The sequence below is a fragment of the Pseudomonas sp. 22490 genome (assembly GCF_052044465.1).
Taxonomy (GTDB): Bacteria; Pseudomonadota; Gammaproteobacteria; order Pseudomonadales; family Pseudomonadaceae; genus Pseudomonas; species Pseudomonas aeruginosa.
This window is the reverse complement of record NZ_JBQENS010000014.1, coordinates 21,020-46,847: the sequence shown is the minus strand read 5'-3', so window position 1 is coordinate 46,847 and position 25,828 is coordinate 21,020. Positions and strand designations below refer to the sequence as shown.

Annotated in this window: 20 protein-coding genes and 1 pseudogene; 15 read left to right on the top strand and 6 right to left on the bottom strand. The window is 60.9% G+C overall.

From position 1 onward, the window contains the following. The first annotated feature begins 8 nt into the window (after positions 1–8). From ACTJJX_RS17060 to ACTJJX_RS17025, 8 genes are all read left to right on the top strand, one after another. Complete coding sequence (locus ACTJJX_RS17060; protein ID WP_003096523.1) at positions 9–200, top strand: YnbE family lipoprotein; 192 nt, start codon at positions 9–11, stop codon at positions 198–200. A gap of 12 nt (positions 201–212) precedes the next feature. Beyond that, positions 213–557 (top strand): YdbL family protein, encoded by a 345-nt coding sequence (locus ACTJJX_RS17055; RefSeq protein WP_003098276.1) that lies wholly within the window; start codon positions 213–215, stop codon positions 555–557. A 356-nt stretch (positions 558–913) separates the two neighbouring features. Continuing rightward, the gene (dadA, locus tag ACTJJX_RS17050) at positions 914–2,212 is read left to right on the top strand and encodes a D-amino acid dehydrogenase (protein WP_003098274.1); all 1,299 of its coding nucleotides are present in this window, start codon (positions 914–916) and stop codon (positions 2,210–2,212) included. After that, entirely contained in the window at positions 2,187–2,540 is a 354-nt protein-coding gene (locus tag ACTJJX_RS17045; RefSeq protein WP_003098273.1) for a RidA family protein, read from the top strand. Before dadA ends, ACTJJX_RS17045 begins: the two co-directional genes overlap by 26 nt. 90 nt (positions 2,541–2,630) lie before the next feature. Beyond that, a complete protein-coding gene (gene alr, locus ACTJJX_RS17040) occupies positions 2,631–3,704 on the top strand; it encodes an alanine racemase (protein ID WP_003096515.1) in 1,074 nt (357 codons plus the stop codon). Positions 3,705–3,854: 150 nt separating this feature from the next. Next, complete coding sequence (locus ACTJJX_RS17035) at positions 3,855–4,403, top strand: cupin domain-containing protein (RefSeq protein ID WP_003096513.1); 549 nt, start codon at positions 3,855–3,857, stop codon at positions 4,401–4,403. A gap of 203 nt (positions 4,404–4,606) precedes the next feature. After that, complete coding sequence (locus tag ACTJJX_RS17030) at positions 4,607–5,035, top strand: c-type cytochrome (RefSeq protein WP_003096511.1); 429 nt, start codon at positions 4,607–4,609, stop codon at positions 5,033–5,035. Positions 5,036–5,244: 209 nt separating this feature from the next. Continuing rightward, a complete protein-coding gene (locus tag ACTJJX_RS17025; protein ID WP_003123719.1) occupies positions 5,245–7,104 on the top strand; it encodes an acetyl-CoA hydrolase/transferase C-terminal domain-containing protein in 1,860 nt (619 codons plus the stop codon). 7 nt (positions 7,105–7,111) lie between these two features. On the opposite strand, the gene ACTJJX_RS17020 is transcribed toward ACTJJX_RS17025, so the two are convergent. The 3 genes from ACTJJX_RS17020 to rep all read right to left on the bottom strand — a co-directional run bounded on the left by ACTJJX_RS17020 (position 7,112) and on the right by rep (position 11,709). Continuing rightward, positions 7,112–7,684, bottom strand: a complete 573-nt coding sequence (locus ACTJJX_RS17020; protein ID WP_003096508.1) for a xanthine phosphoribosyltransferase — start codon at positions 7,682–7,684, stop codon at positions 7,112–7,114. Positions 7,685–7,847: 163 nt separating this feature from the next. Continuing rightward, positions 7,848–9,566 (bottom strand): thiamine pyrophosphate-dependent enzyme, encoded by a 1,719-nt coding sequence (locus ACTJJX_RS17015; protein WP_016852263.1) that lies wholly within the window; start codon positions 9,564–9,566, stop codon positions 7,848–7,850. 133 nt (positions 9,567–9,699) lie between these two features. Next, entirely contained in the window at positions 9,700–11,709 is a 2,010-nt protein-coding gene (gene rep, locus ACTJJX_RS17010) for a DNA helicase Rep (RefSeq protein WP_003110454.1), read from the bottom strand. A gap of 187 nt (positions 11,710–11,896) precedes the next feature. Here rep and ACTJJX_RS17005 point away from each other — a divergent pair, with 187 nt between their 5' ends. After that, positions 11,897–13,573, top strand: a complete 1,677-nt coding sequence (locus ACTJJX_RS17005) for a putative bifunctional diguanylate cyclase/phosphodiesterase (RefSeq protein ID WP_003121292.1) — start codon at positions 11,897–11,899, stop codon at positions 13,571–13,573. Here ACTJJX_RS17005 and ACTJJX_RS17000 read toward each other — a convergent pair. After that, complete coding sequence (locus ACTJJX_RS17000) at positions 13,485–14,951, bottom strand: NorM family multidrug efflux MATE transporter (RefSeq protein WP_003114349.1); 1,467 nt, start codon at positions 14,949–14,951, stop codon at positions 13,485–13,487. The two genes, ACTJJX_RS17005 and ACTJJX_RS17000, sit on opposite strands and share 89 nt — an antisense overlap. A gap of 148 nt (positions 14,952–15,099) precedes the next feature. Here ACTJJX_RS17000 and ACTJJX_RS16995 point away from each other — a divergent pair, with 148 nt between their 5' ends. After that, complete coding sequence (locus ACTJJX_RS16995; RefSeq protein ID WP_016852262.1) at positions 15,100–16,017, top strand: LysR substrate-binding domain-containing protein; 918 nt, start codon at positions 15,100–15,102, stop codon at positions 16,015–16,017. 150 nt (positions 16,018–16,167) lie between these two features. After that, positions 16,168–17,217 carry a phosphorylcholine phosphatase gene (gene pchP / locus ACTJJX_RS16990; protein WP_003110458.1) on the top strand — a complete coding sequence of 350 codons (1,050 nt, stop codon included), beginning with the start codon at positions 16,168–16,170 and terminating at the stop codon, positions 17,215–17,217. A gap of 42 nt (positions 17,218–17,259) precedes the next feature. On the opposite strand, the gene betT is transcribed toward pchP, so the two are convergent. Continuing rightward, positions 17,260–19,245 (bottom strand): choline BCCT transporter BetT, encoded by a 1,986-nt coding sequence (gene betT / locus ACTJJX_RS16985; RefSeq protein ID WP_003096496.1) that lies wholly within the window; start codon positions 19,243–19,245, stop codon positions 17,260–17,262. 124 nt (positions 19,246–19,369) lie between these two features. Continuing rightward, positions 19,370–19,834, bottom strand: a pseudogene (locus ACTJJX_RS16980) (ATP-binding protein); the annotation flags it as partial. Between the two features lie 85 nt (positions 19,835–19,919). Here ACTJJX_RS16980 and ACTJJX_RS16975 point away from each other — a divergent pair. From ACTJJX_RS16975 to ACTJJX_RS16960, 4 genes are all read left to right on the top strand, one after another. Further along, on the top strand, positions 19,920–22,016 hold the full coding sequence (locus tag ACTJJX_RS16975; protein WP_020750937.1) for a hypothetical protein: 2,097 nt from the start codon (positions 19,920–19,922) through the stop codon (positions 22,014–22,016). After that, positions 22,016–23,980: an integrase gene (locus ACTJJX_RS16970; protein ID WP_014834171.1), complete on the top strand. Its 1,965-nt coding sequence runs from the start codon at positions 22,016–22,018 to the stop codon at positions 23,978–23,980. The genes ACTJJX_RS16975 and ACTJJX_RS16970 overlap by 1 nt, the downstream gene beginning before the upstream one ends. Then, on the top strand, positions 23,964–24,473 hold the full coding sequence (locus ACTJJX_RS16965; RefSeq protein WP_124082609.1) for a hypothetical protein: 510 nt from the start codon (positions 23,964–23,966) through the stop codon (positions 24,471–24,473). The genes ACTJJX_RS16970 and ACTJJX_RS16965 overlap by 17 nt, the downstream gene beginning before the upstream one ends. A 104-nt stretch (positions 24,474–24,577) precedes the next feature. After that, entirely contained in the window at positions 24,578–25,828 is a 1,251-nt protein-coding gene (locus ACTJJX_RS16960) for a tyrosine-type recombinase/integrase (protein ID WP_440782012.1), read from the top strand.

The following is a 25,828-nucleotide window of genomic DNA, read 5'->3' as shown; positions in this document are numbered from 1 at the left end:
AACCCCCGATGCGCCTCTGCGCTCTATTCGCTGTCCTGCTGCTGGGCAGCCTGACGATGGCCTGCACGCCCACCGTGCAGCTGGCGGCTCCCAGCGAGCCGATCAACATCAATCTCAACGTGAAAATCGAGCACGAGATCTACATCAAGGTCGACAAGGCTCTGGACGGCATCATCAACGAGAACAGCGGCCTGTTCTAAAGGAGCGGATCCATGACAACCCGTAGCAAACTCGGTATCGCCCTGCTGGCCCTCGGCATCAGCCTTTCCGCCATGGCGATGGACCTCGGCCAGGCCATGTCGGCCCTTGGCGGCGCCAAGGCCCAGGGCCTGGTCGGCGAGCAGGCGGACGGCTACCTTGGCGTGGTCAGCAACAGCGGCCAGGCGGCGGACATCGCCGCGCAGATCAATGCCGCGCGGCGTGCCGAATACCAGAAGGTGGCCAACAGCAGCGGTGCTTCGCTGGCCGACGTGGAGGCCATGGCCGGCAAGAAGGCGATGGAGAGAACCCCTGCCGGGCAGTACGTCCAGGTCGGCGGCAAGTGGGTGAAGAAATAGCGCGAAGGCTCCGCGAGCGCTCTGGGACGCTGCTCCGGTCGCAAGGGCCGGGCAGTGTCCGCGGAATTTTTCCTGTCGCGAGCGGTTCCTTCAGGGACTCCTGCCGTTTTCCATGGCTTCTGCGACAGGCTTTCCCGAAAAAGCGACTCCCGGCCTGAGCTCGATCATTTAAATATGCGGTATTTTTCCAGTTTTATGGTGGATGCGCCTCGGTAAAACCCCTAATTGTCCGGTTTTTTACCTGAGTAACCGCCTAAAATTGGTGATTATTTCTGCCTGCCTCTTCCTATACTGCGCGCATCTACACGCTCAAAATAACAAACGTCCGCGGTTCCTCCGCGACGTGGGAGGCGACAATGCGAGTTCTGGTCCTTGGCAGCGGTGTCATCGGTACCGCCAGTGCGTATTACCTGGCCCGTGCCGGGTTCGAGGTGGTGGTGGTCGACCGTCAGGACGGTCCCGCGCTGGAAACCAGCTTCGCCAACGCCGGCCAGGTGTCTCCCGGCTACGCTTCGCCCTGGGCAGCCCCGGGCATTCCCCTGAAGGCCATGAAGTGGCTGCTGGAAAAGCACGCGCCGCTGGCCATCAAGCTCACCTCCGATCCCAGCCAGTACGCCTGGATGCTGCAGATGCTGCGCAACTGCACCGCCGAGCGCTACGCCGTGAACAAGGAGCGCATGGTCCGCCTGTCCGAGTACAGCCGCGATTGCCTCGACGAACTGCGCGCCGAGACCGGCATCGCCTACGAGGGCCGCACCCTCGGCACCACCCAACTGTTCCGCACCCAGGCGCAGCTGGACGCCGCCGGCAAGGACATCGCCGTGCTCGAGCGCTCCGGCGTGCCCTACGAGGTTCTCGACCGCGATGGCATCGCCCGCGTAGAGCCGGCCTTGGCCAAGGTCGCCGACAAGCTGGTCGGCGCCTTGCGCCTGCCCAACGACCAGACCGGCGACTGCCAGCTGTTCACCACCCGCCTGGCGGAAATGGCCAAGGGCCTGGGCGTGGAGTTCCGCTTCGGCCAGAACATCGAGCGCCTGGACTTCGCCGGCGACCGCATCAACGGCGTGCTGGTCAACGGCGAATTGCTCACCGCCGACCACTACGTGCTGGCCCTGGGCAGCTACTCGCCGCAACTGCTCAAGCCGCTGGGTATCAAGGCTCCGGTCTATCCGCTGAAGGGTTATTCGCTGACCGTGCCGATCACCAACCCGGAGATGGCGCCGACCTCGACCATCCTCGACGAGACCTACAAGGTGGCGATCACCCGCTTCGACCAGCGCATCCGCGTCGGCGGCATGGCGGAAATCGCCGGCTTCGACCTGTCGCTGAACCCGCGCCGCCGCGAGACCCTGGAAATGATCACCACCGACCTCTATCCCGAGGGCGGCGATATCAGCCAGGCGACCTTCTGGACCGGCCTGCGCCCGGCGACCCCGGATGGCACCCCGATCGTCGGCGCCACCCGCTACCGCAACCTGTTCCTCAATACCGGCCACGGCACCCTGGGTTGGACCATGGCCTGCGGGTCGGGTCGCTACCTGGCCGACCTGATGGCGAAGAAGCGCCCGCAGATCAGTACCGAAGGCCTGGATATTTCCCGCTACAGCAATTCCCCGGAGAACGCCAAGAATGCCCATCCAGCGCCAGCACACTAACGAGCGTATGAGCCAGATCGTCGTCCACAACGGCACCGTCTACCTGGCGGGCCAGGTGGGCGAGGACATGTCCGCGGGCGTCGAGCAGCAGACCCGCGAGACCCTGGCGGCCATCGAGCGTCTGCTGGAAGAGGCCGGCACCGACAAGACTCGGATCCTCTCGGTGACCATCTACCTGAAGGACATCGACGCCGACTTCGAAGGCATGAACCGCGTCTGGGACCAGTGGCTGCCGCGCGGCGTCGCGCCGGCGCGCGCCACCGTCGAAGCCAAGCTCTGCGAGCCGGAGATCCTGGTAGAGATGTCGGTGGTCGCTGCGCTGCCCTGAGTTTTGTCTGGCCCGGCCGGAGAGCCGGGCTTTTTTTCGCCTGATGAAAGGTGCGCGATGCCGCACCTCGCTGAAGAGAGACCCGTCGCCATGCGCCCCGCCCGTGCCCTGATCGACCTGCAAGCCCTTCGTCACAACTATCGGCTGGCCCGCGAGGCCACCGGCGCCCGTGCGCTCGCGGTGATCAAGGCGGACGCATACGGCCACGGCGCAGTGCGCTGTGCCGAAGCGCTGGCGGCCGAGGCCGATGGCTTCGCCGTGGCCTGCATCGAGGAGGGCCTGGAGCTGCGCGAGGCCGGTATCCGCCAGCCGATCCTGCTGCTGGAGGGCTTCTTCGAGGCGTCCGAGCTGGAGCTGATCGTCGCCCACGACTTCTGGTGCGTGGTGCATTGCGCCTGGCAATTGGAGGCGATCGAACGCGCCAGCCTGGCCCGCCCGCTGAACGTCTGGCTGAAGATGGATTCGGGCATGCACCGCGTCGGCTTCTTCCCCGAGGACTTCCGCGCCGCCCACGAGCGCCTGCGGGCCAGCGGCAAGGTGGCGAAGATCGTGATGATGAGTCACTTCTCCCGCGCCGACGAACTGGATTGCCCGCGCACCGAGGAACAGCTCGCCGCCTTCGCGGCCGCTAGCCAGGGCCTGGAAGGCGAGATCAGCCTGCGCAATTCGCCAGCCGTGCTCGGCTGGCCGAAGGTGCCCAGCGATTGGGTACGTCCGGGCATCCTGCTCTACGGAGCCACGCCGTTCGAGCGCGCACATCCGCTGGCCGACCGCTTGCGCCCGGTGATGACCCTGGAATCGAAGGTGATCAGCGTCCGCGACCTGCCGGCCGGCGAACCGGTCGGCTACGGCGCGCGCTACAGCACCGAGCGTAGCCAGCGCATCGGCGTGGTCGCCATGGGCTACGCCGATGGCTATCCGCGCCACGCCGCCGACGGCACCCTTGTGTTCATCGACGGCAAGCCGGGGCGCCTGGTTGGCCGGGTATCGATGGACATGCTCACCGTCGACCTTACCGACCATCCCCAGGCCGGGCTGGGCAGCCGGGTCGAACTATGGGGCCCGAACGTGCCGGTCGGCGCCCTGGCGGCGCAGTTCGGCAGCATTCCCTACCAGCTGCTGTGCAACCTGAAAAGGGTGCCGCGCGTCTATTCCGGGGCTTGAGAAAAACTTTCCGAATTCTTTGCGCAGGCATGTCGACCGATCTGTTGTAAATACTGAACAGTGTTGCCATGATACGGCCGACTTGGGGTCGCCAGCCGTGTGCGGCCTCGTTTTGCCTTGCCTGCCAGAAGAATAAGGAGGACTCCACCCTTGGACGTCGGTGCTCGTCTGCAAACCATCCGAAAGCTCAAAGGTCTTTCCCAGCGCGAACTCGCCAAACGGGCGGGTGTCACCAACAGCACTATCTCGATGATCGAGAAAAACAGCGTGAGCCCTTCCATCAGTTCGCTGAAGAAGGTGCTGGGCGGTATCCCCATGTCCCTGGTGGAGTTCTTCTCCCTGGACCTGGAGCAGGACAGCCATACCCAGGTTGTCTACAAGGCAGACGAACTGATCGACATTTCCAGCGGCGCGGTGTCCATGCGCCTGGTGGGCAAGGCGCACCCGAGCCGGGCGATCGCCTTCCTCGACGAAACCTACCCGCCGGGCTCCGACACCGGCGAGGAAATGCTCAACCACGAAGGCGAGGAGGCCGGCGTGCTGGTCGACGGGCGCCTGGAACTGACCGTCGGCAGCGAGACCTATGTGCTCGAGCGCGGCGACAGCTACTATTTCGAGAGCAACAAGCCGCACCGTTTTCGCAATCCCTACGATGTGCCGGCACGCTTGATCAGCGCCACCACGCCCGCAAATTTCTGACCTGAAGCACAAGACCCCGCCGGGCCCGAAGGGCGCCGGCCGACAAGGGGCATGCGGGGCTGCGACCTAATGCCGCAAGGCTTTGCGAGGGTGTGCAATTGTTTCTGCCGGGCTTTCTTTGCCGTTATACTTGCGCCCGCCCGCGCGGCCCGCAGTGATCGGTATCGTGCCCGGGTGTGATAAGCCACGATGAGGGTGTAAGGGTGAACCTGATTAAAAAAATGCTGGCGGCCCAAGCTGCCGTGTTGGCCCTGTGGGCTGTAAGCGCTCAGGCTACGACCACTGACGATGCGATCGCCAAGCGCCTCGAGCCGGTAGGCAAGGTCTGCGTACAAGGCAAGGAATGCGAAGGCGTCGGCGCCGTCGCGGCAGCCGCCGGTGGCGGCGGTGCGCGTTCCGGCGAAGACATCGTCGGCAAGACCTGCAACACCTGCCACGGCACCGGCCTGCTGGGCGCGCCGAAGGTTGGCGACAAGGCCGAGTGGGGCAAGCGCGCCAAGGAGCAGGGCGGCCTCGATGGCCTGCTGGCCAAGGCGATTTCCGGTATCAACGCCATGCCGCCGAAAGGCACCTGCGCCGATTGCTCGGACGACGAGCTGAAAGCCGCGATCAAGCATATGTCCGGTCTGTAACAACGCCGGGACAGTGTCGCGAAAAGCCGCCTCCTGGCGGCTTTTTCGTATCCGCGGTGCGGGTTTTTCCCGCTGGCGGATCGTCCCGCCGGCAAACAGGGTCCAAACTTCCGGCTACCCATTCGCCGGAGGGCATCGTCTTGAGCCGAACCTGTTCCATCGACGCCGCAGTCGATCACTTGCTGCAGACCATCGAGGGCCCGATTCGCATGGGCCTGCCCCTCGGGCTGGGCAAGCCCAACCGACTGGTCAATGCGTTGTACCAGCGCCTGCGGACCCTGCCGGAGCGCCAACTGACGCTGTATACCGCGCTTTCCCTGGGGCGTCCCGCCGCTGGCGGCGACCTGCAACGGCGTTTCCTCGAGCCTTTCGCCGAACGGGTCTTCGCCGACTACCCGGAGCTGGATTACCTGCACGCCCTACGCCGCGACGAACTGCCGGCGAACATCCGCGTCGAGGAGTTCTACCTGCAGCCCGGCAGCCTGCTGGACAGCGCGCCGGCGCAGCAGCACTACATCAGTTGCAACTACAGCCACGTCGCCCGCGACATCAATGCCAAGGGCGTCAACGCGGTGGCCCAGCTGGTGGCGCGGCATCCCGAGCGGCCGGGCAAGCTGAGCCTGGCCTGCAACCCGGATATCACCCTGGACCTCCTGCCGATGCTGGAGAAGCGTCGCGCCGCTGGCGAGACCATCGTCGCCATCGGCGTGGTCCACGATGACCTGCCCTACCTGCCGGGCGACGCCGAGGTCGAGGAGTCGGTATTCGACCTGCTGATCGACGCGCCGGCGGAAAGCAGCCGGCTGTTCTCCACGCCGAACATGCCGGTCAACCTGCAGGATCACTGTATCGGTCTCCACGCCAGCGCGCTGGTGCGCGACGGCGGCACCCTGCAGATCGGCATCGGCTCGATGGGCGACGCGCTGACCGCCGCCCTGCTGCTGCGCCAGCGCGACAACGCCACCTACCGGGCGTTGATCGACGAGCTGGGTGTGCGTGCGCGCTGGGCCGAGACGATCGAGCGCGACGGTGGCCTGGAGCCGTTCCGCCGGGGGCTTTACGGTTGCAGCGAGATGTTCGTGCCGGGTCTGCTGGCGCTGGCCGAGGCCGGCGTGCTGAGCCGCCGGGTCTACCCCGACGAAGCGCGGCAGCGTGCCGCCGAGCGCGGTGAGGCGCCGGTGGAGGGCGGGGTGTGGCTGCACGGCGGCTTTTTCCTCGGTCCGTTGGCGTTCTACCGGCGCCTGCGCGAGATGTCGCTGGAAGAGCGCGCCGGGATCGGCATGACCGGCATCGGCTTCGTCAACAACCTGTACCGCCAGGAAGAGCTGAAGCGTCTGCAGCGGCGCGACGCGCGCTTCATCAACAGCGCCTTCACCGTGACCCTGCTCGGCGCCGGGGTCGCCGACCAGTTGGAGGACGGCCGGGTGCTCAGTGGCGTCGGCGGGCAGTACAACTTCGTCGCCCAGGCTCACGAGCTGGAGGGCGCACGTTCGATCCTGATGCTGCGTAGCTGGCGCGAATCCGGCGGGGAGGTCAGTTCGAACATCGTCTGGCAGTACGCCCACACCACCATTCCCCGGCACTTGCGTGACATGGTGGTGACCGAGTACGGGATCGCCGACCTGCGCGGCAAGAATGACGCGGAAGTGATCGCCGCGCTGCTGGCCATCGCCGACTCGCGCTTCCAGCAGGCGCTGGCCGAGCAGGCCCAGTCGGCCGGCAAGCTGCCGAAGGATTTCGTCCTGCCCGAACGCTATCGCAACAATACCCCGGAGCGCCTGCAGGCCTTGCACCAGGCCCACGCAGCGGCGCTGCCGGAGTTTCCCCTGGGCAGCGATTTCGACGAGGTCGAGCAGGACCTGCTGCGGGCGCTGGGTTGGCTCAAGCGCAAGCTGAAGCTGAGCGAGATCCTCGAACTGGGCAAGGCGACCCTGGATGCGCCGGAGCCAGAAGCCTACCCGGCGCATCTGCGGCGCATGGATCTGGACGATCCGCAGGGGCTTCGCGAGGAACTCTACCAGCGCTTGCTGCTGGCCGGCCTGCGAGCCAGCCAGGAAGAGCGGGGCTGAGTGGCGCTCAGTCGAGGAACTCGACCTGACCGCCGGCCAGCGATTTCACCCGGGCCAGGGACTCGACCCGGTAGCCTTCGCTTTCCAGCAGGGCGCGGCCATCCTGGAAGGATTTCTCGATGACGATGCCGAGCCCGGCGATGCTCGCGCCGGCCTGGCCGATCAGGTCGATCAGCGCCTTGGCGGCATGGCCGTTGGCGAGGAAGTCGTCGATCACCAGCACGTGGTCGTGGGCGTTCAGGTGCTTGGCCGAGATGGCGATGGTGCTCTCGGTCTGCTTGGTGAAGGAGAACACCTTGGAGATGTACAGGTTGTCCTTCAGGGTCAGCGACTGGTACTTGCGGGCGAAGATCACCGGGACGCCCAGCTCCAGGCCGGCCATGACCGCCGGGGCGATGCCGGAAGCCTCGATGGTGACGATCTTGGTGATGCCCTGGTCGCGGAAGCGCATGGCGAACGCGTGACCGACCTGCTGCATCAGCTGCGGGTCGATCTGGTGGTTGAGAAAGGCGTCGACCTTGAGTACGTGCTCGGAAAGGACGATGCCTTCCGAGCGGATTTTGTCTTTGAGAATGTCCACGGGTGGCTTCCTGCGAAGCGGCTGTCGCTGATGAAGCGCGGCATTGTACCGCCAGCCGGCGCCGCGCGCGACGTTCTCTCGGACGAGTGAACATGATCGAGCGGTCAGGAATCCGCGCCTGCCCGGCGCGGCCCCGTGGCAGGCGGGCCGCGCCGCTGCCGGCTCATTTCAGCAGGTTGTTCACCAGTAGCGTCTCGACGTCCTTGAAGCGCCCGCTGAGCACGGCCTTGGCGGCGTAGAGCGCGGTGTCGGCGACCTGGCCGAACTCGATCTTCGGCGGCATCACCAGCTCCGCAGGGTTGGTATGCACGTCCAGCAGCGCCGGACCGGGCTGGGCGAGGAACTTCTGCACCGCCGTCTCGAGCTCCTCGGAGCGCGTCACCTTGCGTCCGTGGAAGCCGATCACTTCGGCGAGACGGGCGAAGTCCGGGTTGAGCAGGTCGGTGTAGTTGTCCAGCAGGCCCTCGACCTTCTGTTCCAGCTCGACGAAGTTCAGCGAGGCATTGTTCAGCACCACTACCTTGATCGGCAGTTTTTCCTGGATGGCCGTCAGCAGGTCGCCGAGCAGCATGGCCAGGCCGCCGTCGCCGGAGATCGAGATCACCTGGCGCTCGGGGTAGGCCTTCTTCAGTCCCAGCGCCTGGGGCATGGCGTTGGCCATGGTGCCGTGGACCAGGCTGGTGAGGGTGCGGCGCTTGCCGTTGCTGTGGATGTGACGCAACAGCCAGACCATCGCCGAGCCGCCGTCGGCGGTGAACAGGGCGTCCTCGCTGGCGTGCTGGTCGAGCAGGCTGACCAGGTGCTGCGGATGGATCAGCTCGCCCTTGCCGGCTTGCTCCTCTTTTTCCAGCGTCCGCAGCGAGCGCTCGCGGTGCTCCAGGCATTCGTCGAGGAAGCTGCGCTCCTCGCGGGCTTCGAGCAATGGCAAGAGCGCCTCGAGGGTGGGGATCACGTCGCCGACCACGCCGAGATCGATGGGGTGGCGGCGGCCCAGGTGGCTGCCATCGCGGTCGACCTGGATCAGGGTGGCCTTCTGCGGATAGAACTGCGCCCAGGCGAAGTCGGCGCCGAGCAGCAGGAGGGTGTCGCACTCGGTCATCATGTGGAAGCCGGACTCGATCCCGAGCATACCGGTCATGCCCATGTTGAAGGGGTTGTCGTACTCGACGAAGTCCTTGGCCCGCGACGTGTGCGCGATGGGCGCCTTGAGGCGGTCGGCGAGGGCCACCAGCAGGTCGTGGGCGCCCTGGCAGCCGGAGCCGGCGTAGATGCCGATCTTCTTGCCGTGGGCCAGCAGGCGGGCGACGTCCTGCAGTTCGGCGTCGCTGGGGCGCAGCACCGGTTGCGGGAAATGCACCGAGAACGGCAGGTCGTCCTTCACCGTGGCCTGGCTGATGTCGGCCGGCAGGATCACCACCGCCACGCCGCGCCGGTTGAGCGCCGCCTGGCAGGCCAGGGCCACCACCCGGCGCGCCTGTTCCGGGCTGTGCACCTGCTCGCAGAACACCGAGCAGCTGGCGTAGACCGCCTTGAAGTCGACCTCCTGGGGAAACTCCATGCCCAGTTGCGGGGTGACGATCTGGCTGGCGATCAGGACCATCGGCGCGCGGTTGCGCTGGGCCTCGTAGACGCCGTTGATGAAGTGCAGGCTGCCCGGTCCGCAGGAGCCGGCGCAGGCGGTCAGGCGTCCGCTGATGTAGGACTCGGCGCCCGCGGCGAAGGCCGCCGCTTCTTCGTGGCGCACGTGGACCCACTGGATCTGGCTGCGATGGATGGCGTCGGTGACATGGTTGAGGGTGTCGCCGACGATGCCATAGCAATGGCGGACGCCGGCGGCTTCCAGGGTTTCCACGACGATCTCGGCGACTTTCTTGCTCGACATGAAGCTGTCCTCGAATGGAATTCGTTAGCTAGCTAATTTTGGTCGCGCGTGGAGCGGCAAAAGTTCCTCGCCCGAGGCTAGGCATCGGGCAAGACACTTTTGTGAAAATCGAGACAGTCGAGGCGCGGCGGGCTCAGCGCTTGAGCATGGCGCGGATGTCGGCGAGGGCGGCGTTGCCCTTGGCCGCCTTGACCTCTTGCGGGGCGTCTTCCATGCCTTCCCATTCGAGGTCTTCGGGGGGCAGTTCGTCGAGGAAGCGGCTCGGCGAGCAGTCGATGATCTCGCCGTATTGCTTGCGCTTGGCGGCGAAGGTCATCGCCAGGTTCTGCCGCGCGCGGGTGATGCCGACGTAGGCCAGGCGGCGCTCCTCTTCCACCGTGTCGGCCTCGATGCTGGAACGGTGGGGCAGGATCTCTTCCTCCATGCCCATGATGAACACGTAGGGGAACTCCAGCCCCTTCGACGCGTGCAGGGTCATCATCTGCACGCCTTCGGCGCCTTCCTCTTCTTCCTGCTGGCGCTCCAGCATGTCGCGCAGGACCAGCTTGGCGATGGCCTGCTCGATGGTCATGTCGCCTTCCTCGTCGCGCTCGAGGGTGTTCTTCAGTGCCTCGATGAGGAACCAGACGTTGCTCATGCGGAATTCGGCGACCTTGTCGCTGGAGGCGTTCTGCCGCAGCCAGTTCTCGTAGTCGATGTCCATCACCATGCTGCGCAGCACGGCGATCGGCTCGTTCTCCGCGCACTGTCGGCGGATACCGTCCATCCAGCGCTTGAAGCGTTGGAGGCGTTCGTGGAAACGGCTGTCGAGGTGCTCGGCCAGGCCCATCTCGTCGCAGGCGGCGTACATCGAGATCTTGCGCTGGGTGGCGTAGTTGCCGAGCTTCTCCAGGGTCGCCGAACCGATTTCCCGGCGCGGCACGTTGATCACCCTGAGGAAGGCGTTGTCGTCGTCGGGGTTCACCAGCAGGCGGAAGTAGGACATCAGGTCCTTCACTTCCTGGCGCCCGAAGAAGCTGGTGCCGCCAGAGAGCCGATAGGGAATCTGGTGGTGCTGGAGCTTCAGCTCCATCAGCTTGGCCTGGTGGTTGCCACGGTAGAGGATGGCGAACTCGCTGTACGGCCGCTCGGTGCGCAGGTGCAGGGTGAGGATTTCCATGGCGATGCGCTCGGCCTCGGCGTCCTCGTTGCGGCAGCGGATCACCCGGATCGGATCGCCGTGGCCCATCTCGCTCCACAACTGCTTCTCGAATACGTGCGGGTTGTTGGCGATGAGGACGTTCGCGCACTTGAGGATGCGGCTGGTGGAGCGGTAGTTCTGCTCCAGCATCACCACCTTCAGCGAAGGGAAGTCTTCCTTCAGCTGCATCAGGTTTTCCGGACGCGCGCCGCGCCAGGCGTAGATCGACTGATCGTCGTCGCCGACCACGGTGAACTGGGCGCGGTCCTTCACCAGCAGCTTGACCAGCAGGTACTGGCTGGCGTTGGTGTCCTGGTACTCGTCCACCAGCATGTAGCGCACCTTGTTCTGCCACTTCTGGAGGACGTCCGGATGTTCCTGGAACAGCTTCACCGGTTGCAGGATCAGGTCGTCGAAGTCCACCGCGTTGTAGGCGCGCAGGGTGCGCTGGTAATGCAGGTAGACGATCGCGGCGGTCTGCTCCTTGGGGTTGCGGGCCTTTTCCAGCGCCTCCTCCGGAAGGATCAGGTCGTTCTTCCAGGCGCCGATGTAGTTCTTGATCTCGTCGACGCCGTCGTCCCCGGAATACTCCTTCTGCATGATGTCGGTCAGCAGCGCCTTGATGTCCGACTCGTCGAAGATCGAGAAACCGGGCTTGTAGCCGAGCCGTTCGTGTTCCTTGCGGATGATGTTCAGGCCGAGGTTGTGGAAGGTCGAGACGGTCAGGCCCTTGCCCTCGCCGCCGCGCAGCAGGGTGCCGACGCGCTCCTTCATCTCCCGCGCGGCCTTGTTGGTGAAGGTCACGGCGACGATGTACTGGGCGCGGATACCGCACTGCTGGACGAGATAGGCGATCTTGCGGGTGATCACGCTGGTCTTGCCGGAGCCGGCGCCAGCCAGGACCAGCAGGGGACCGCCGACGTAGTTCACGGCTTCTTGCTGCCGGGGATTGAGTCGGGACATAGGAACAGGCCGGAAGAGAGGGTTGAAGCGGGGGCGTATTCTAACAGGCTGGCTGGCATCCGCGAGAATTAGCGTGCAAGCTGTGACCGATCCCGAGATCGTTCACGCCATTTTGCTGTAGATTCCCTACCGCATTAGGATGATGCCGTTCGTTCTTTACGAAGATTCTTAAAACTTTGGAGGTTGCTTGTCAGCGCCCGCAGAACCCTTGCGCCTGCTCCTTCTGGCGGATACGCCGGACTGGGCGCCACTGCTAGGTGAACGCCTGAGAGCGCTGGGGCCTGCCTTTTCGCTGAGCATCGTCACCACCTGGGAGGGCGCGGCCACCCTGTTCGCCGCCGAGCCCCGGGGGCTGCTCCTGGCCACGCCGGCCTGCCTGCCGCTGGGGACTCCCTGTCCCTGGCCGGTGATCCTGCTGTTGCAGCAGGAACCGGCGCAGGCGCCGGTTGGGGTGGTCGACTGGCTGGCCGCCGAACAGCTTTCCGAGGACAGCCTGCGCCGCTGCCTGCGCTACGCGCGCGAGCGCCTGGGTTTGCAGGCGACCCTGCAACTGCTCGCCGAGCAGGATCCGCTGACCGGCATCGCCAACCGCCAGGGCTTCCAGACCCTGCTCGCGGCGCGCCTCAGCGAATTCGACGGGCGTGGCCTGGTGCTCGGCCACCTCGACCTGGACAACTTCCGTCACGTCAACGATTCCCTCGGCCACCAGGGCGGCGACCGCCTGATCCTGCAGGTGGTCAACCGCCTGCGCGGCTTCATGGAGAACGGCGACAGCCTGGCGCGCCTGGGCAGCGACGAGTTCGCCCTGCTGCTGGACACCCGTCGCGATCCGCAACGCGCCGAGCGGGTCGCCGAACGCATCGTCGAATGCCTCGGCGAGCCCTACTGGATCGATGGCGAGAGCCTGTTGCTGGGTTGCAGCCTGGGACTCGCCCATGCCCGTGCCGACGAAGGTGCCGACCCGCTGATGTGGCATGCGCACATCGCCATGCAGCAGGCCAAGAGCCGCCAGGGTTGCACCTTCCATGTCTTCGACGAACGCATCAACCGTGGCGTGCGCAGCCTCGCCGACCTCGAAGCCGAACTGCGCCGGGCGCTGCGTCGCGACGAGCTGGAGCTGCACTACCAGCCGCGACTGTGCCTGGACAGCGGGCGCATCGTCGGCCTGGAGGCGCTGGTGCGCTGGCGCCACGGCGAGCGGGGCCTGCTCACGCCCAGCGAGTTCGTCCCGCTGGCCGAGGAGAGCGGGCTGATCGTGCCGCTCGGCTACTGGGTCATCGCCCGCGCCCTGCGCGACATGCAGTGGCTCAACGGGCGCGGTCTGGAGCCGTTGCACATGGCGGTGAACCTGTCGTTCCGCCAGTTCCAGGACAGCCAGTTGCTGCCGACCCTGCAACGGTTGATCGAAGAGCACGGCGTCGACGCGCGCTGGCTCGAGTTCGAACTGACCGAGACCGCCGTGATGCGGCGCAGCGACCAGGTGCTGCAGACCATGCAGGCGCTCGGCCAACTGGGCGTGCGCTTTTCGCTGGACGACTTCGGCACCGGTTTCTCGTCCTTCGTCCACCTCAATAGCCTGCCGATCACCCTGTTGAAGATCGACCGCAGCTTCGTCGGCGGCATGGACCAGCGGGCGGAAAACTTCCAACTGGTGCGGGCGATGATCAACCTGGCGCACAACCTCAACCTGGAAGTGGTTGCCGAAGGCGTGGAGACCCTGCGCCAGCAGGAGCAGTTGCGCGATTTCGGTTGCGACCAGGTGCAGGGCTACTGGATCAGTCCGCCGCTGCCGTTGGCGGAACTGGCGCGTTTCCTGGGCATAGGCGAGCGCTCGGCGCACCGCGGCCAGCCGCTCGGCAATTGAGCGCCGACGCCTCGCTGGCCGTGGCTTTCGGCAGCAACCGCGCGGTCTTCCACTCGAAGGCCAGGGTCAGGCCAATGGCCGCGCAGGCCAGGCCGCCGGCCAGCCCCCACCAGACGCCCGCGGCGCCCCAGCCGGCCGCGAACGCCAGCAGGCAGGCCAGCGGCACGCCGACCAGCCAGTAGCAGGCCAGGCCGACCAGGAAGGTGGTGCGGGCGTCCTTGAGACCGCGGATCGCGCCCATGGCGACGTTCTGGGTGCCGTCGAACAGCTCGAACCAGGCGGCGATCGCCAGCAGCGAGACGGCCATCGCGGCCACCTCCCGGTTGGCCGGGGCGTCGCGGTCGAGGAACAGGCCGATGATGGCCTCCGGCATCCACCAGAAGAGCCCGGCGAAGAGCAGCATGCACAGCGCGCCGAAGCCGATGCCGACACGCCCGGCGCGGCGTGCTTCGAGCAGGCGGCCGGCGCCGAAATGCTGGCCGATGCGGTAGGTGGTGGCGTACGACAACCCCACCGGCACCATGAACGCCACGTATACCGCCTGGATGGCGATCTGGTGCGCGGCCAGGGCGTGATCGCCGATGATGCCCATGCACAGGGTGGCGACCGTGAACATCCCCGACTCCACCGCGTAGGTGCCACCGATGGGCAGCCCCAGGCGCAGTATCTCCTCGACCATCGCCCGCTGCGGCCGTCCCAGTCCGCGCAGCAGCGAGTACTCGGCATAGGCCGGCTGCAGGCGGATATACAGGGCCAGCAGCAGCGGCATGCAGTTCATGACGAGGGCGGTGACCAGGCCGATACCGGCCAGGCCCAGGCGCGGCAGGCCGAACAGGCCTTCTATGAAGGAATAATTGAGAGCCAGGTTGGCCAGCGCGCCGAGCACGCTGATCGCCATCACCGGGCCGGCGCGGTCGATGGCGCTGGTGAAGCCGCGCAGGACCATGAAGGCCATGTAGCCGGGCAGGGCGAATGTCAGGCTGTGGAGGAACTGCATGGCGCCGTCCACCGTCTGCGGCGCCTGGCCGAAGACCAGGAGCAGCGGCCGCAGGTTCCATAGCAGCAGGCCGGCGGCCAGGGCCAGCGCGGCGCCGACCCAGAGTCCGGAGCGAGCGGCCGCGGCGGCGCCAGCGGCGTCGTCGCAGCCGTGACGGATCGCCACCAGGTTGCCGACCGCTGCCACCACGCCGACACAGAACGTCGAGACGAAGGCGTAGCTGACCGCGCCCAGGCCGCCGGCGGCCAGCGCGTCGGGGCCGAGCTTGCCCATCATCACGGTGTCGGTGAAGACCATGGCGACATAGGCCAGCTGGGCGGCGATCAACGGGCCCGCCAGGCGCAGGATGGCTTTGAGTTCGACGAGGGATGGCGAGGACATGGATGAGTAAGGCTCAGGAGGAGATGGTTGCCGCGATGGCCTGTCGGCGTTGAGAATGCGGCTATTCTCGGTGCGACTGGCATGGCTCCACAAAAGGAAAAACAAGATGCCAGGCATGAGTAAAAGTCATGAAAGAGGTAATTCCCCAATGACCCGTCGCCTGCCCCCGCTGTATGCCCTGCGCGCCTTCGAGGCTGCCGCCCGGCACGCCTCTTTCACCCGCGCCGGCGAGGAACTGGCGATAACCCAGAGCGCGGTGAGCCGGCACATCCGTACCCTGGAGGAGCACTTCGGTTGTCGTCTGTTCGAGCGCCATGGCCGCCAGTTGCAGCTGACCGAGCCGGCACGCCTGCTGCTGCCCGGGCTGCGCGACGGCTTCGATGCGCTGGAACGGGCCTGCACCGCCCTGCGTGTGGACGACGCCACCCTGCGCCTGAAGGCGCCTTCCACCCTTACCCTGCGCTGGCTGCTACCGCGCCTGAGCCGCTTCCGCCACCTGAACCCGGATATCGAGGTGCAGCTCACCAGTGCCTGGATGGATGTGGACTCGGTGGACTTCCAGCGCGAGCCTTTCGACTGCGCGGTGTTGCTGGGCAGCGGCCAGTTCAGCCCGGAATGGGAAACGGCAGCGCTGTTCGCCGAATGGCTGGTGCCGGTCTGCGATCCCGACGAGGCCGTGGAGCCCTGGACCCTCCAACGCCTGCGTGACAGCGAGTTGCTGCACCCCACGCCGGATCGTCGCGACTGGCGACGCTGGCTGCAACGGACCGGGCTGGGGGAGGAGGTGTCGCTCAAGGGCGGCCAGGTGTTCGACACGCTGGAACTGGGCATCGTCGCCGCCGCGCGAGGCTATGGCGTGTCCATCGGCGACCTGGTGATGGTCGCCGAGGATGTCGCCCAGGGCCGCATCGGCCTGCCCTGGCCGGTGGTGGTGGCCAGCGGCGAAAGCTATCACCTGGTCTGGCCTCGCGCCCGCAGGGGACAGGAACGCTTCCAGCGATTGCGCGACTTCCTCCTCGCGGAGGTGGCGGCGATGCGTCTGCCCGTCGTCGAGCGGCTGGCGTGACGCCGCCGGACAACTCCTGGCGCTGACGCGACGTTACAGGTCGCTGCCGTCGCTGGGCCGGGCGCAGGGTTTGCGCTAGGGTCGTTGGTCGTTGCCTGTCGGGAGCGGCAGGGGACGGAGCTTCCTTCCAACCGCCCAAAGGAACCCGCCATGACCTTCGCCAAAGGAATACTCGCCGCGCTGGCGCTCGCCGCCGCAGTCGGCCAGGCCAGCGCCACCGAACTCGAGCACTGGCCGGCCCCCGCCGCCAGGCAACTGAATGCACTGATCGAGGCCAACGCGAACAAGGGCGCCTATGCCGTGTTCGACATGGACAACACCAGCTATCGCTACGACCTGGAAGAATCGCTGCTGCCCTATCTGGAAATGAAGGGCGTGCTGACCCGCGACAGGCTCGACCCTTCGCTGAAACTGATCCCGTTCAAGGACCAGGCCGGGCACAAGGAGAGCCTGTTCAGCTACTACTACCGGCTTTGCGAGATCGACGACATGGTCTGCTATCCCTGGGTCGCCCAGGTGTTCTCAGGCTTCACCCTCAGGGAACTGAAGGGCTATGTCGACGAACTGATGGCCTACGGCAAGCCGATCCCCGCCACCTATTACGACGGCGACAAGCTCGCCACGCTCGACGTCGAGCCGCCGCGCGTGTTCAGCGGCCAGCGCGAGCTGTACAACAAGCTGATGGAAAACGGCATCGAGGTCTACGTGATCAGCGCGGCCCATGAGGAACTGGTGCGGATGGTCGCGGCGGACCCCAGGTATGGCTACAACGCCAAGCCGGAGAACGTCATCGGCGTCACCACCCTGCTGAAGAACCGCAAGACCGGCGAGCTGACCACTGCGCGCAAGCAGATCGCCGAGGGCAAGTACGATCCCAAGGCCAACCTCGACCTGGAGGTGACCCCCTACCTGTGGACCCCGGCGACCTGGATGGCCGGCAAGCAGGCTGCGATCCTCACCTACATCGACCGTTGGAAGCGGCCGATCCTGGTCGCCGGCGATACCCCGGACAGCGACGGTTACATGCTGTTCAACGGCACCGCGGAAAACGGCGTGCACCTGTGGGTCAACCGCAAGGCCAAGTACATGGAGCAGATCAACGGCATGATCAAGCAGCATTCCGCCGCACAGGCCAAGGCCGGCCTGCCGGTGACGGCGGACAGGAACTGGGTGATCGTCACTCCGGAGCAGATCCAGTAGGCGAAACGGCGAGGGGCCGGCATTGGCCGGCCCCCGCATCCCTCAGCGCACCACGTGCAGGAAGTGCATGTGCCGCTCGTACTGGTCGAGGATGTCGCCGATCACGCCGTCGCGGCTCCAGCCCATGATGTCGTAGTCCTGGCCGCCTTCCTGGAGATGGACCTCGGCGCGGAAATACTTGCGCGACTCGCTGCTGTCCTCGGTGTCGCGCATCACGAAGCTCGGCGTGGTGAAGGCGCGCGGACGCACCTCGTAGATGAAATCGACCTCGCCGCCGTGGCTGACTTCCAGCCGAACCCGGCCGTCCTCGCCGTCCTGCACCTGGACTTCGTAGCCCTGCTTGCGCAGTTCGGCGGCGACGTCCTCGCAGGCCGGTCGCGCCACATCGGTGATGAAGCGGTTGACGTGGCTGCGCCTTGGGAACATGGCGATGTTGCGCAGGCGGCGCTGCCAACCGTCGCCCTCGCTTGCGCCGCTGCGCGTGGTGGGGCGGGAGAAGGTCAGCGCCTGGTAGCGGATGCCGCGCTTGGTGGCATCCAGGTGCAGCGCCTTGAACAGGCCCCAGATCGACGCCAGGAGCACGATGGAGAATGGCAGCGCGCTGGCGATGGTCGCGGTTTGCAGCGCCTTGAGGCCATCGGCGAGGAGCAGGGCGATGGCCACCACGCCCATCAGCACCGACCAGAATATCCGCTGCCAGAGCGGCGAGTGGTCCTTGCCGCTGGAGGCTAGCATGTCCACCACCAGCGCGCCGGAGTCGGCCGAGGTGACGAAGAACACCACCACCATCAGCACCGCCACCAGCGAGATCACGCTGCCCAGCGGGAAGTGCTCGAGGAAGGCGAACAGCGCCACCGAACTGTCCTGGTTGACCACTTCGGCCAACTGGGTGAAGCCCTCCTGCAGGACCATGTGGATGGCGGTATCGCCGAACACCGTCATCCACAGCAGGGTGAAGCCGGCCGGGACGAACAGCACGCCGCAGACGAACTCGCGGATGGTGCGGCCGCGCGAGATACGGGCGATGAACAGGCCGACGAAGGGCGACCAGGACAGCCACCAGCCCCAGTACAGCAGGGTCCAGCCGCCGATCCAATCGGTGGGCTCGTAGGCGTACAGGTTGAAGGTCTTGTTGACGATGTCGGACAGGTAGGCCCCGGTGTTCTGCACGTAGGTCTGCAGGAGAAACACGGTCGGCCCGAGGACCAGCACGAAGAGCAGCAGGATCACCGCCAGGCTCAGGTTCAGTTCGGACAGGATGCGGATGCCGCGGTCCAGTCCGCTGGCCACCGATAGCGTGGCGAGGCCGCAGGTGGCGGCGATCAGGGCGATCTGCACGGTCTGGTTCACCGGCCAGCCGAACAGGTGGTGCAGACCGCTGTTGATCTGCAGCACGCCGTAGCCGAGCGAAGTCGCCACGCCGAACACAGTGCCGATGATCGCGAAGATATCCACCGCGTGGCCGATGGGGCCGTAGATACGTTCGCCGATCAGCGGATACAGCGCCGAGCGCAGGGTCAGCGGCAGGCCGTGGCGATAGCTGAAGAAGGCCAGGATCAGCGCGACGATGGCGTAGATCGCCCAGGCATGCAGGCCCCAGTGGAAGAAGGTCAGCTTCATCGCTTCCTTCGCCGCCTGCACGGTGTTCGGCTCGCCCACCGGCGGGGTGGTGAAGTGCATCACCGGTTCGGCAACGCCGAAGAACATCAGGCCGATGCCCATGCCGGCGGAGAACAGCATGGCGAACCAGGTGGTGTTGCGGTAGTCGGGACGACTGTGGTCGGGGCCGAGCTTGATGTCGCCGTAGCGGCTGACGGCGAGGAACACCACGCTGATCAGGATCAGCGCCACGGCCAGTACGTAGAACCAGCTGGCGTTGGTGATGATCCATTGCTGGACGTGGTTGAACAGCGATTGCGCTTCTTCCTGGAGGAGCACGGTAAACAGCACCAGGGCCAGGATCAGGGCGGCGGAGGTATAGAAGACCGGAGGATTCAGGGTGCTCCGGGGGGTAGTGGGTGTCTCCATGTAAGCTAGCTCTCCTTGTGATCGGATTGCCCGCCGAAGGCGGAAGACGAAACAGCCTAACACATCGTGATAGCTAATTTGATTCGAAAAGCCTTAATCGATAGCTTTGCTGAATTATTACGCTTCACGTGGAGGTCATTGCCCGATACTGCAGGGCTTCCGCCAGGTGCCGGCGTTCGATGGCATCGATGCGCTCCAGGTCGGCCAGCGTCCGGGCCACCTTGAGTATGCGATGCAAGGCGCGCAAGGAAAGTTCCAGGCGCTCTCCGGCAGCCTCCAGCCAGCGGCGGTCCGCTTCGGCGAGTGCACAATTGCGGTGCATCGCCTGGAGATCGAGATGGGCATTGGCGCAGCCCTGGCGGGCCAGTTGCCGTTGCCGTGCGGCGCCCACCCGTTCGCTGACCTCGGCGGTAGCGGTTTCGCCGTGTCCTGGCTGCAGGCTGGTGCTTTCGCGGAGCACGCTGACGTGCAGGTCGATGCGATCGAGCAGCGGTCCGGACAGCTTGCCCCGGTAGCGCTGGACCTGTTCCGGGGTGCAGCGGCAGCGGCCACTGGGATCGCCGAGGTAGCCACAGGGACAGGGATTCATCTGGAGCTTTTGTTAGCAAACCCTATTGAGGGAAATAGAACCGTCGTGGAGCATGCGCCCGAAACTCAGCTGCTAGAGAGCAAAAATGGCTAAGCGCGCACGCTCCACCAAGGGAAAAGCTTCATCAGGGAAAAAGAAGTCTGGGCTAGAACTGAAGGTCAGGAACGATGGCCGCCAGTCAGGATTTACGGTCGTCAGCTTTGACTTCCTGACTGAGTGGTTGGGTGAGGATGCAGATCCCTTTTTGAAAGGCATTTCGCGCTTCTCTAGACGCTACACAAGTGCGGCCCCTACATACGCTATACGGCGTATTCTCCAGTATTGGGCAATGATGCATAGAAAGAGAGGCTGGAAAAAACCTAAGGATACAGATGCGGATGACTTCAAACTTCAACTATCTGAGCTTCGGAGAAGCTTTTATACCGATGAGACAGAAAAGGGGTTGGCCCTCACAACGACCTCAAATAAGTGGATATCTTTCGTAAGACTAATTGAGATTCTAGTAGTTGCAGAAGTTATCCCCAATATCACTATAGGTGCATACGTTCGAGCTCCAGGAAAATCAGAAATATTAACTGAAAGGCAATCAGTGGTTGATGGTGCTGCGGTTGTTTCGGTGCCGAAATCATTTAGACCGGATAAAAACTCATACAATGACGATCTTTTTGAGTCAATATCTTTAACTGCTTCTGATGAAAGGTACCTGACCGAGTACACTGCTAGAATAAATCGTGTGCTGGATACAATTAAGTCGTGCGCGCTAGAGGACTTTAATCTACTAAAGTCGAAACAGGCAGAAGGAGATGCGCTGATAAAGAATACCGGCTGTGGTTATCTGACGGCTATGAAAGAGAATCCGTGGCTTATGAGGTATTTTGATTTTTCCACTAGGCGCCATTACTTTGAGGCAGACGGTGGACATCCTAACTTGCTTGGAAACCTACTTTCTGTTGTTCATCATGAGATGGGGGGGATCCCTAAGCCTCATCGAAAATTCAAGTCGAGTGACAGAAGGCCGGTATCAAACAGCGGAAATTCTCATTGGCAATATGTTGCTAAATACGGAAAGAATAAGCTCATCCCGTATTTAGGATTAATGAATAGCGAGGCTGCGGCAGTTTGCATGCTCTTGATAATGATAGAGCATCCAAAGTTCAATTCGACTTCATTGTACAGAGCCAAAATTGAAGACGCGGATGGATTCGCAATCCTCCTGTCGTCTGCCGATGGAAATAATTTGCGCCTTACGGTTAAAAAGCCGAGAGCTAGGGAGCAGAAATCAGAAATATTGAGTGACTTGGCGAGAGACGTTATTTCGAAAGTAATGGAGTGGACTGCCCCTATCCGAGAAGAGTTGAGAAAGCAGGGGCGAAACGAGGAGGCTTCTAATCTTTGGGTGGGAATAAGCTCTTTGAACTATGACTTGAAGTCCTTTTCTGAGAAGGCGTTGGTAGGAGCGCTTTATATGAATCCAATTTGGCGTTCGACAGGTAAGGAAGAGTTTAGTACAAGGGCGTATTCATTTGTAGATAGACACCCGGTGCTCATGCCGTGGAGAGATAAGATCAACTATAAGGCAATTCGTGTAAATGTGGGTGTGGCGACATATCTTAATACTAATGGCGACTTGGTTGCTACAGCTAAGGCATTTGGCCATAAGCACATTAAAACTACTATTAATAATTATATTCCGCTTGCGCTGCAGCGTGCAATTTTTGAGCGGCAGATCCGTAGGCATCAGAATCTACTAATCACTTCAGCGATGGATGAAGAAAGCGAAATGCTGAAGATTTCGGACTTTAGAACAGTGGAACAATTACATGAATTTCTTAAGTCCATCGATAATTATTTGTTTGAAAGTGAATTGGAAGCGCAAAGAAGGGAAACATCCGAAAAGCTAACCTTTGATTTTGCCACCTTGTCCAGACTCGTCATATCTAATGATCCTGAATCGCTTGCGGTTGCAATGCTTTATCGGGATGCTCTCGACAAAGCAACCCCAACCTTCCTAAATAGGCCAGACAGTCTTACTGGCATCACACCGAAATTTTGGATGGACTTCATTGACGCAGTTATGGCACCACTTCCGTTATCAATGAGCGATTTAAGTAATCTTGTCAAGAAGGCGCTTTTGAAGAAAGAAGCGATGTCGGCTATGGTTATCCTGCCAGAGGTGGGGTGATGAGTCGACACAAATTACCGGTCGGAGTCATTGATTTTTTTGATCGAACAACTAGAAAAATAAATCATATATACAGACCTGCATGGCTTCTTAATGAGCTGGAAAGTTCTACATGGGTCGTAGACTCAGGGGTGGTTGTTCGGAATGTAGACGGCACCATTAAAGGTGGTGTTCGTCTAAATTGGAACAGGCTTTTGCCAAGCGGAAGCTTCACAAGCCCTGTTTATGCGGTTCCTTTGGAACAGGCAAAAATGATAGTGGTGTGCGCCTATGATGGAGCTCTTAAAGTCGCTAGATCGTTAAGAGGCATTCTTCACTTTCATTTATATCTGTTGTGGCTAGCTGAGTTTCTTGCTGTTCGATATGGAAACAAGTTTTCTGAAGAGGGGTTTTCTATTTTTGGGGTGGATGACGTAGTTGAGTTTCTTGGAGTGGCAGAGGTAGGAGGTGTTAGTGGAACAGGGGCTTTCATACAGCGCTGGGAAGATTATCTAGCAAATTCCAAGGATGGAATTGAGCCAATATCACTTTCCGAGCATTTGGGAAAACTAGGAGCACTGGATGGTAACGGTAATCTAAATTTGCGCTTCGCTGCGGCTGCTTTGGGGGTTGACTACAAACGGTTATCTCAATCTACCGAGTTCAGAAGATACTTGACGCATGGGTTTGATTGTGAGGCTGGAGGTAAGTCCAGCGAGAACGGGGCATCAAGAGCCACAACTGCTCTATCAAACTGGATGGTTAATTTCTGTGAACTGCTATCTTCTCTGCCTATTCAATCGCATGTAGAAATAGGTAATCCTTATTTAATATCGGATATTGTGCGGCCTTTCCGCATCGGAGGAAACGGTAGAACAAGAACCTTGCCTCTTTCTACGGGAAGAAGTCTTATGTTCGGTTGCGGCAAATGGATGATTGATACGTATCCGGCACTCAACTATTACTGCAATGAAGTTGTTCCTCTTTCACGGTCGATAATGGATGAGTCGAATGTTTCAGTGTTTACGGCGTTATCCATATCAGAAGAAATTGTTCCGATTCCAGATGGACTGGTCTCTGCTTTTGATGCTTACAGACGAATGCAGGTGGATCCTCTTATCTCTGAGGCAAAAATTAGAACTCAGTTTCCATTCTCGATTTTCTTGTTGAGGCTTCATACGGCCGTCTGCTTCTGCTTGATCGGTGTCCTGACTAGTTGTCGCAGAAATGAACTGGTTGATCTGGATAAAAGCGCTAGTTATGAGGTTGACGGTAGATTCTATCTTTCTGTTTTACTGAGGAAAACTGGGTTTGATAATATGCGTGAGCCGATGGAAAAGCCGGTTCCGCGCCTTGTTTATGAGTGTTTATTATCTTTAAATGCGCTAAAAAAACTTTGGCAAATCATAGTGCCTTCAAGTGATATTTTATTTAAGTCGCAGGCGTTTTTTAAAGTTAACGTCAGAGGTGCCTCTCCATTCAATGTGGCTGATGCTTATGTTTTTCTAAAGGAGCTTAGTGAGTACCTAAAACTTGTTGATAACTCGGGAGAACGATGGGTGGTGCTCCCACATCAACTTCGCCGCTATTTTGCTATGACATTTTTTCACTTCGGAGGATTGGAGAATTCCTTGCCGGCGCTTTCTTGGTTTATGGGGCATGAAGATATTGGGGAAACCTGGCGCTACATTAAAGAAAGCTTAACAGGAAAAGAGCTCAGTGCATCCGAAGCTGCGTTGGCTACTTCTGCAGTTTGCTCTGATGATCAATCTCATGGCGTTCAGCAACTCAGGAATATCCTTATTAAGCATTTTGGCACTGAAAAAATCAACGTCATGCATGAGGATGAGTTAAGAGATTACCTAGAATTATTGTCGGAAAAAGGTGTATACACCGCTACCCCAATTCAAATTAATGCTGGAAAAAGAAAGAGGTATACGGTGGCAGTTTCAGTTAGGGAGGGTGCCGATGCCTCGACTTGGTAAAGGCCAAATTGCATCAAGCATCAAAGTCCTATCTGAAACTGCCGCTAGGAGCGCTGCTTGTAGAATCTCTGAGTTTGATAGGATTAGAGCAACTCCTTCCCCTTCTAAGAGTGAGCTATCAGCTTTCACCTCTGTTTCAAAACTAGCTGCTTGGGATAATGAGTCTCTTGGAATTACTCCTTTAAGTCATAAAACATTACGGAAATATGTGAATGGGCTATATGAAGGTGGACTTTCCCAGCTTCTACGTGATGCTGCTTTGATCATCGGCGACTCCCGACAGCTGATCCGAAAAAAGTCTTCTGATGATGTTGATGCTTGGAAGTTAAGCTCTCAGTTAGCGGTAGATGCTGCGCTAGACATGACCGCTAGATACTTGGATTTGCTTGAACGGCTGAAGAGATTATCGTTGCGGTCAGATTTAGCAGAGTCTGAGTTGCAACGGCATTATCGGCGATATGAAAAAAATCCTCACATTAAGGTTGTGAAATGACTTCGGCTGGTCGGCTTTGGCGCACTTCCTCTAAAGAATTTTATTTGCCTGGATATGATAAGTTGAGGAGGTCGGAGCGATGGGCGGCCCCCGAAATGAGGGTGATGTATTGGCCAGATGGTTGTATATGTTGGCAGCTTAACGTTTATTTCCTTCATCTTAGGCGCTCAAATAGCGCTATTTCCACAATTAACACTTATGCATCAGAACTATCCTTGTTTGTACGTTTTTTGTTTGAGTCTGAGGTGGTGATTGAGGAAGTGTGTGATGATGTGCTGGTTTCATTTTCAGACTGGTTAATTAAGCGCAAAAAATCTTCTGGGAACCACATAAATAGAATTTTGTTGCGGGTTATATCGTTCTTAGAATGGTATCAAACTTTGTTGGTTGGAAAGCGTTTAGTGGGTTCATTAGGGCAGGGGGCTCAAGTAACAATTTCTTTGCGTTCGTTGAAGAGTAAGCAAGGTGTTGTAAGGGTTCGAACCCAGCATCATGCGATGGTGCCTGCAAGCATTCCTCGTACAGTTCGCCCTATTTCTTCTAATGCAATATCTGCTCTGCTGGATTCTTGTGAATGGACTGCCAAAACTAATTTTCGTCGCAGCCGTGATCGATGTATGCTTGTTCTCCTTGCAGATACGGGCATACGTAGAGAAGAGCTAACTTGGATCCGAGTTTCTGATATTGTAGGGGCATCTGCTGACCGGAAATTGCCCGTAAGAACATCTAAAAGAAAAGGCAATCCTTACAGGTTAATACCTATCTCAGACGAAACGTTTAGAATGCTCTTGGAGTATATCGATGTTACTCGCTCTATTCAGATTAGGAGATTAAAGAGGAGAAAGATTGGCTTCAAAGATCTGGACTGGCTGTTTTGCACCAGAGAGGGGTTCAAGATGGCGCCCTCAACAGTGTCACAGTTGTTTTCTGATCTCCGGGCAGAGGCGGGCCTTACTGAGCGGGTATCCGCTCACATGCTTAGGCACCGATATATTACATTGCAGGTTATGGCTAGGCTTCGATCTTTGAGCAGCCGGGGGTCAATTGGCGTTGAGGCACTTACTACTGTTCTCTCAAAGGTCGCGAGTCTCAGTGGTCACTCTTCGCTTGATAGCATGTGGCGCTATGTAGATTGGGCCTACGAAGAGCTTGAGGTTGAATACAAGGATTCTGCAAACGTCGCCGCCGAGGCGATGAGTGTTATTGAAGCTTTGATGGGTGAAGCGAAGAGTAGTGAAAATAGGGCTCTAGCAGAGTCAATTTTAATTGTGAAAGAGGCTTTGTTGCAACTCAGGACGAAGAGTTATGAGTTACCAAGTGTGGTGGCCCAGTCCCTTCGTGGCTCTGCTACTTAG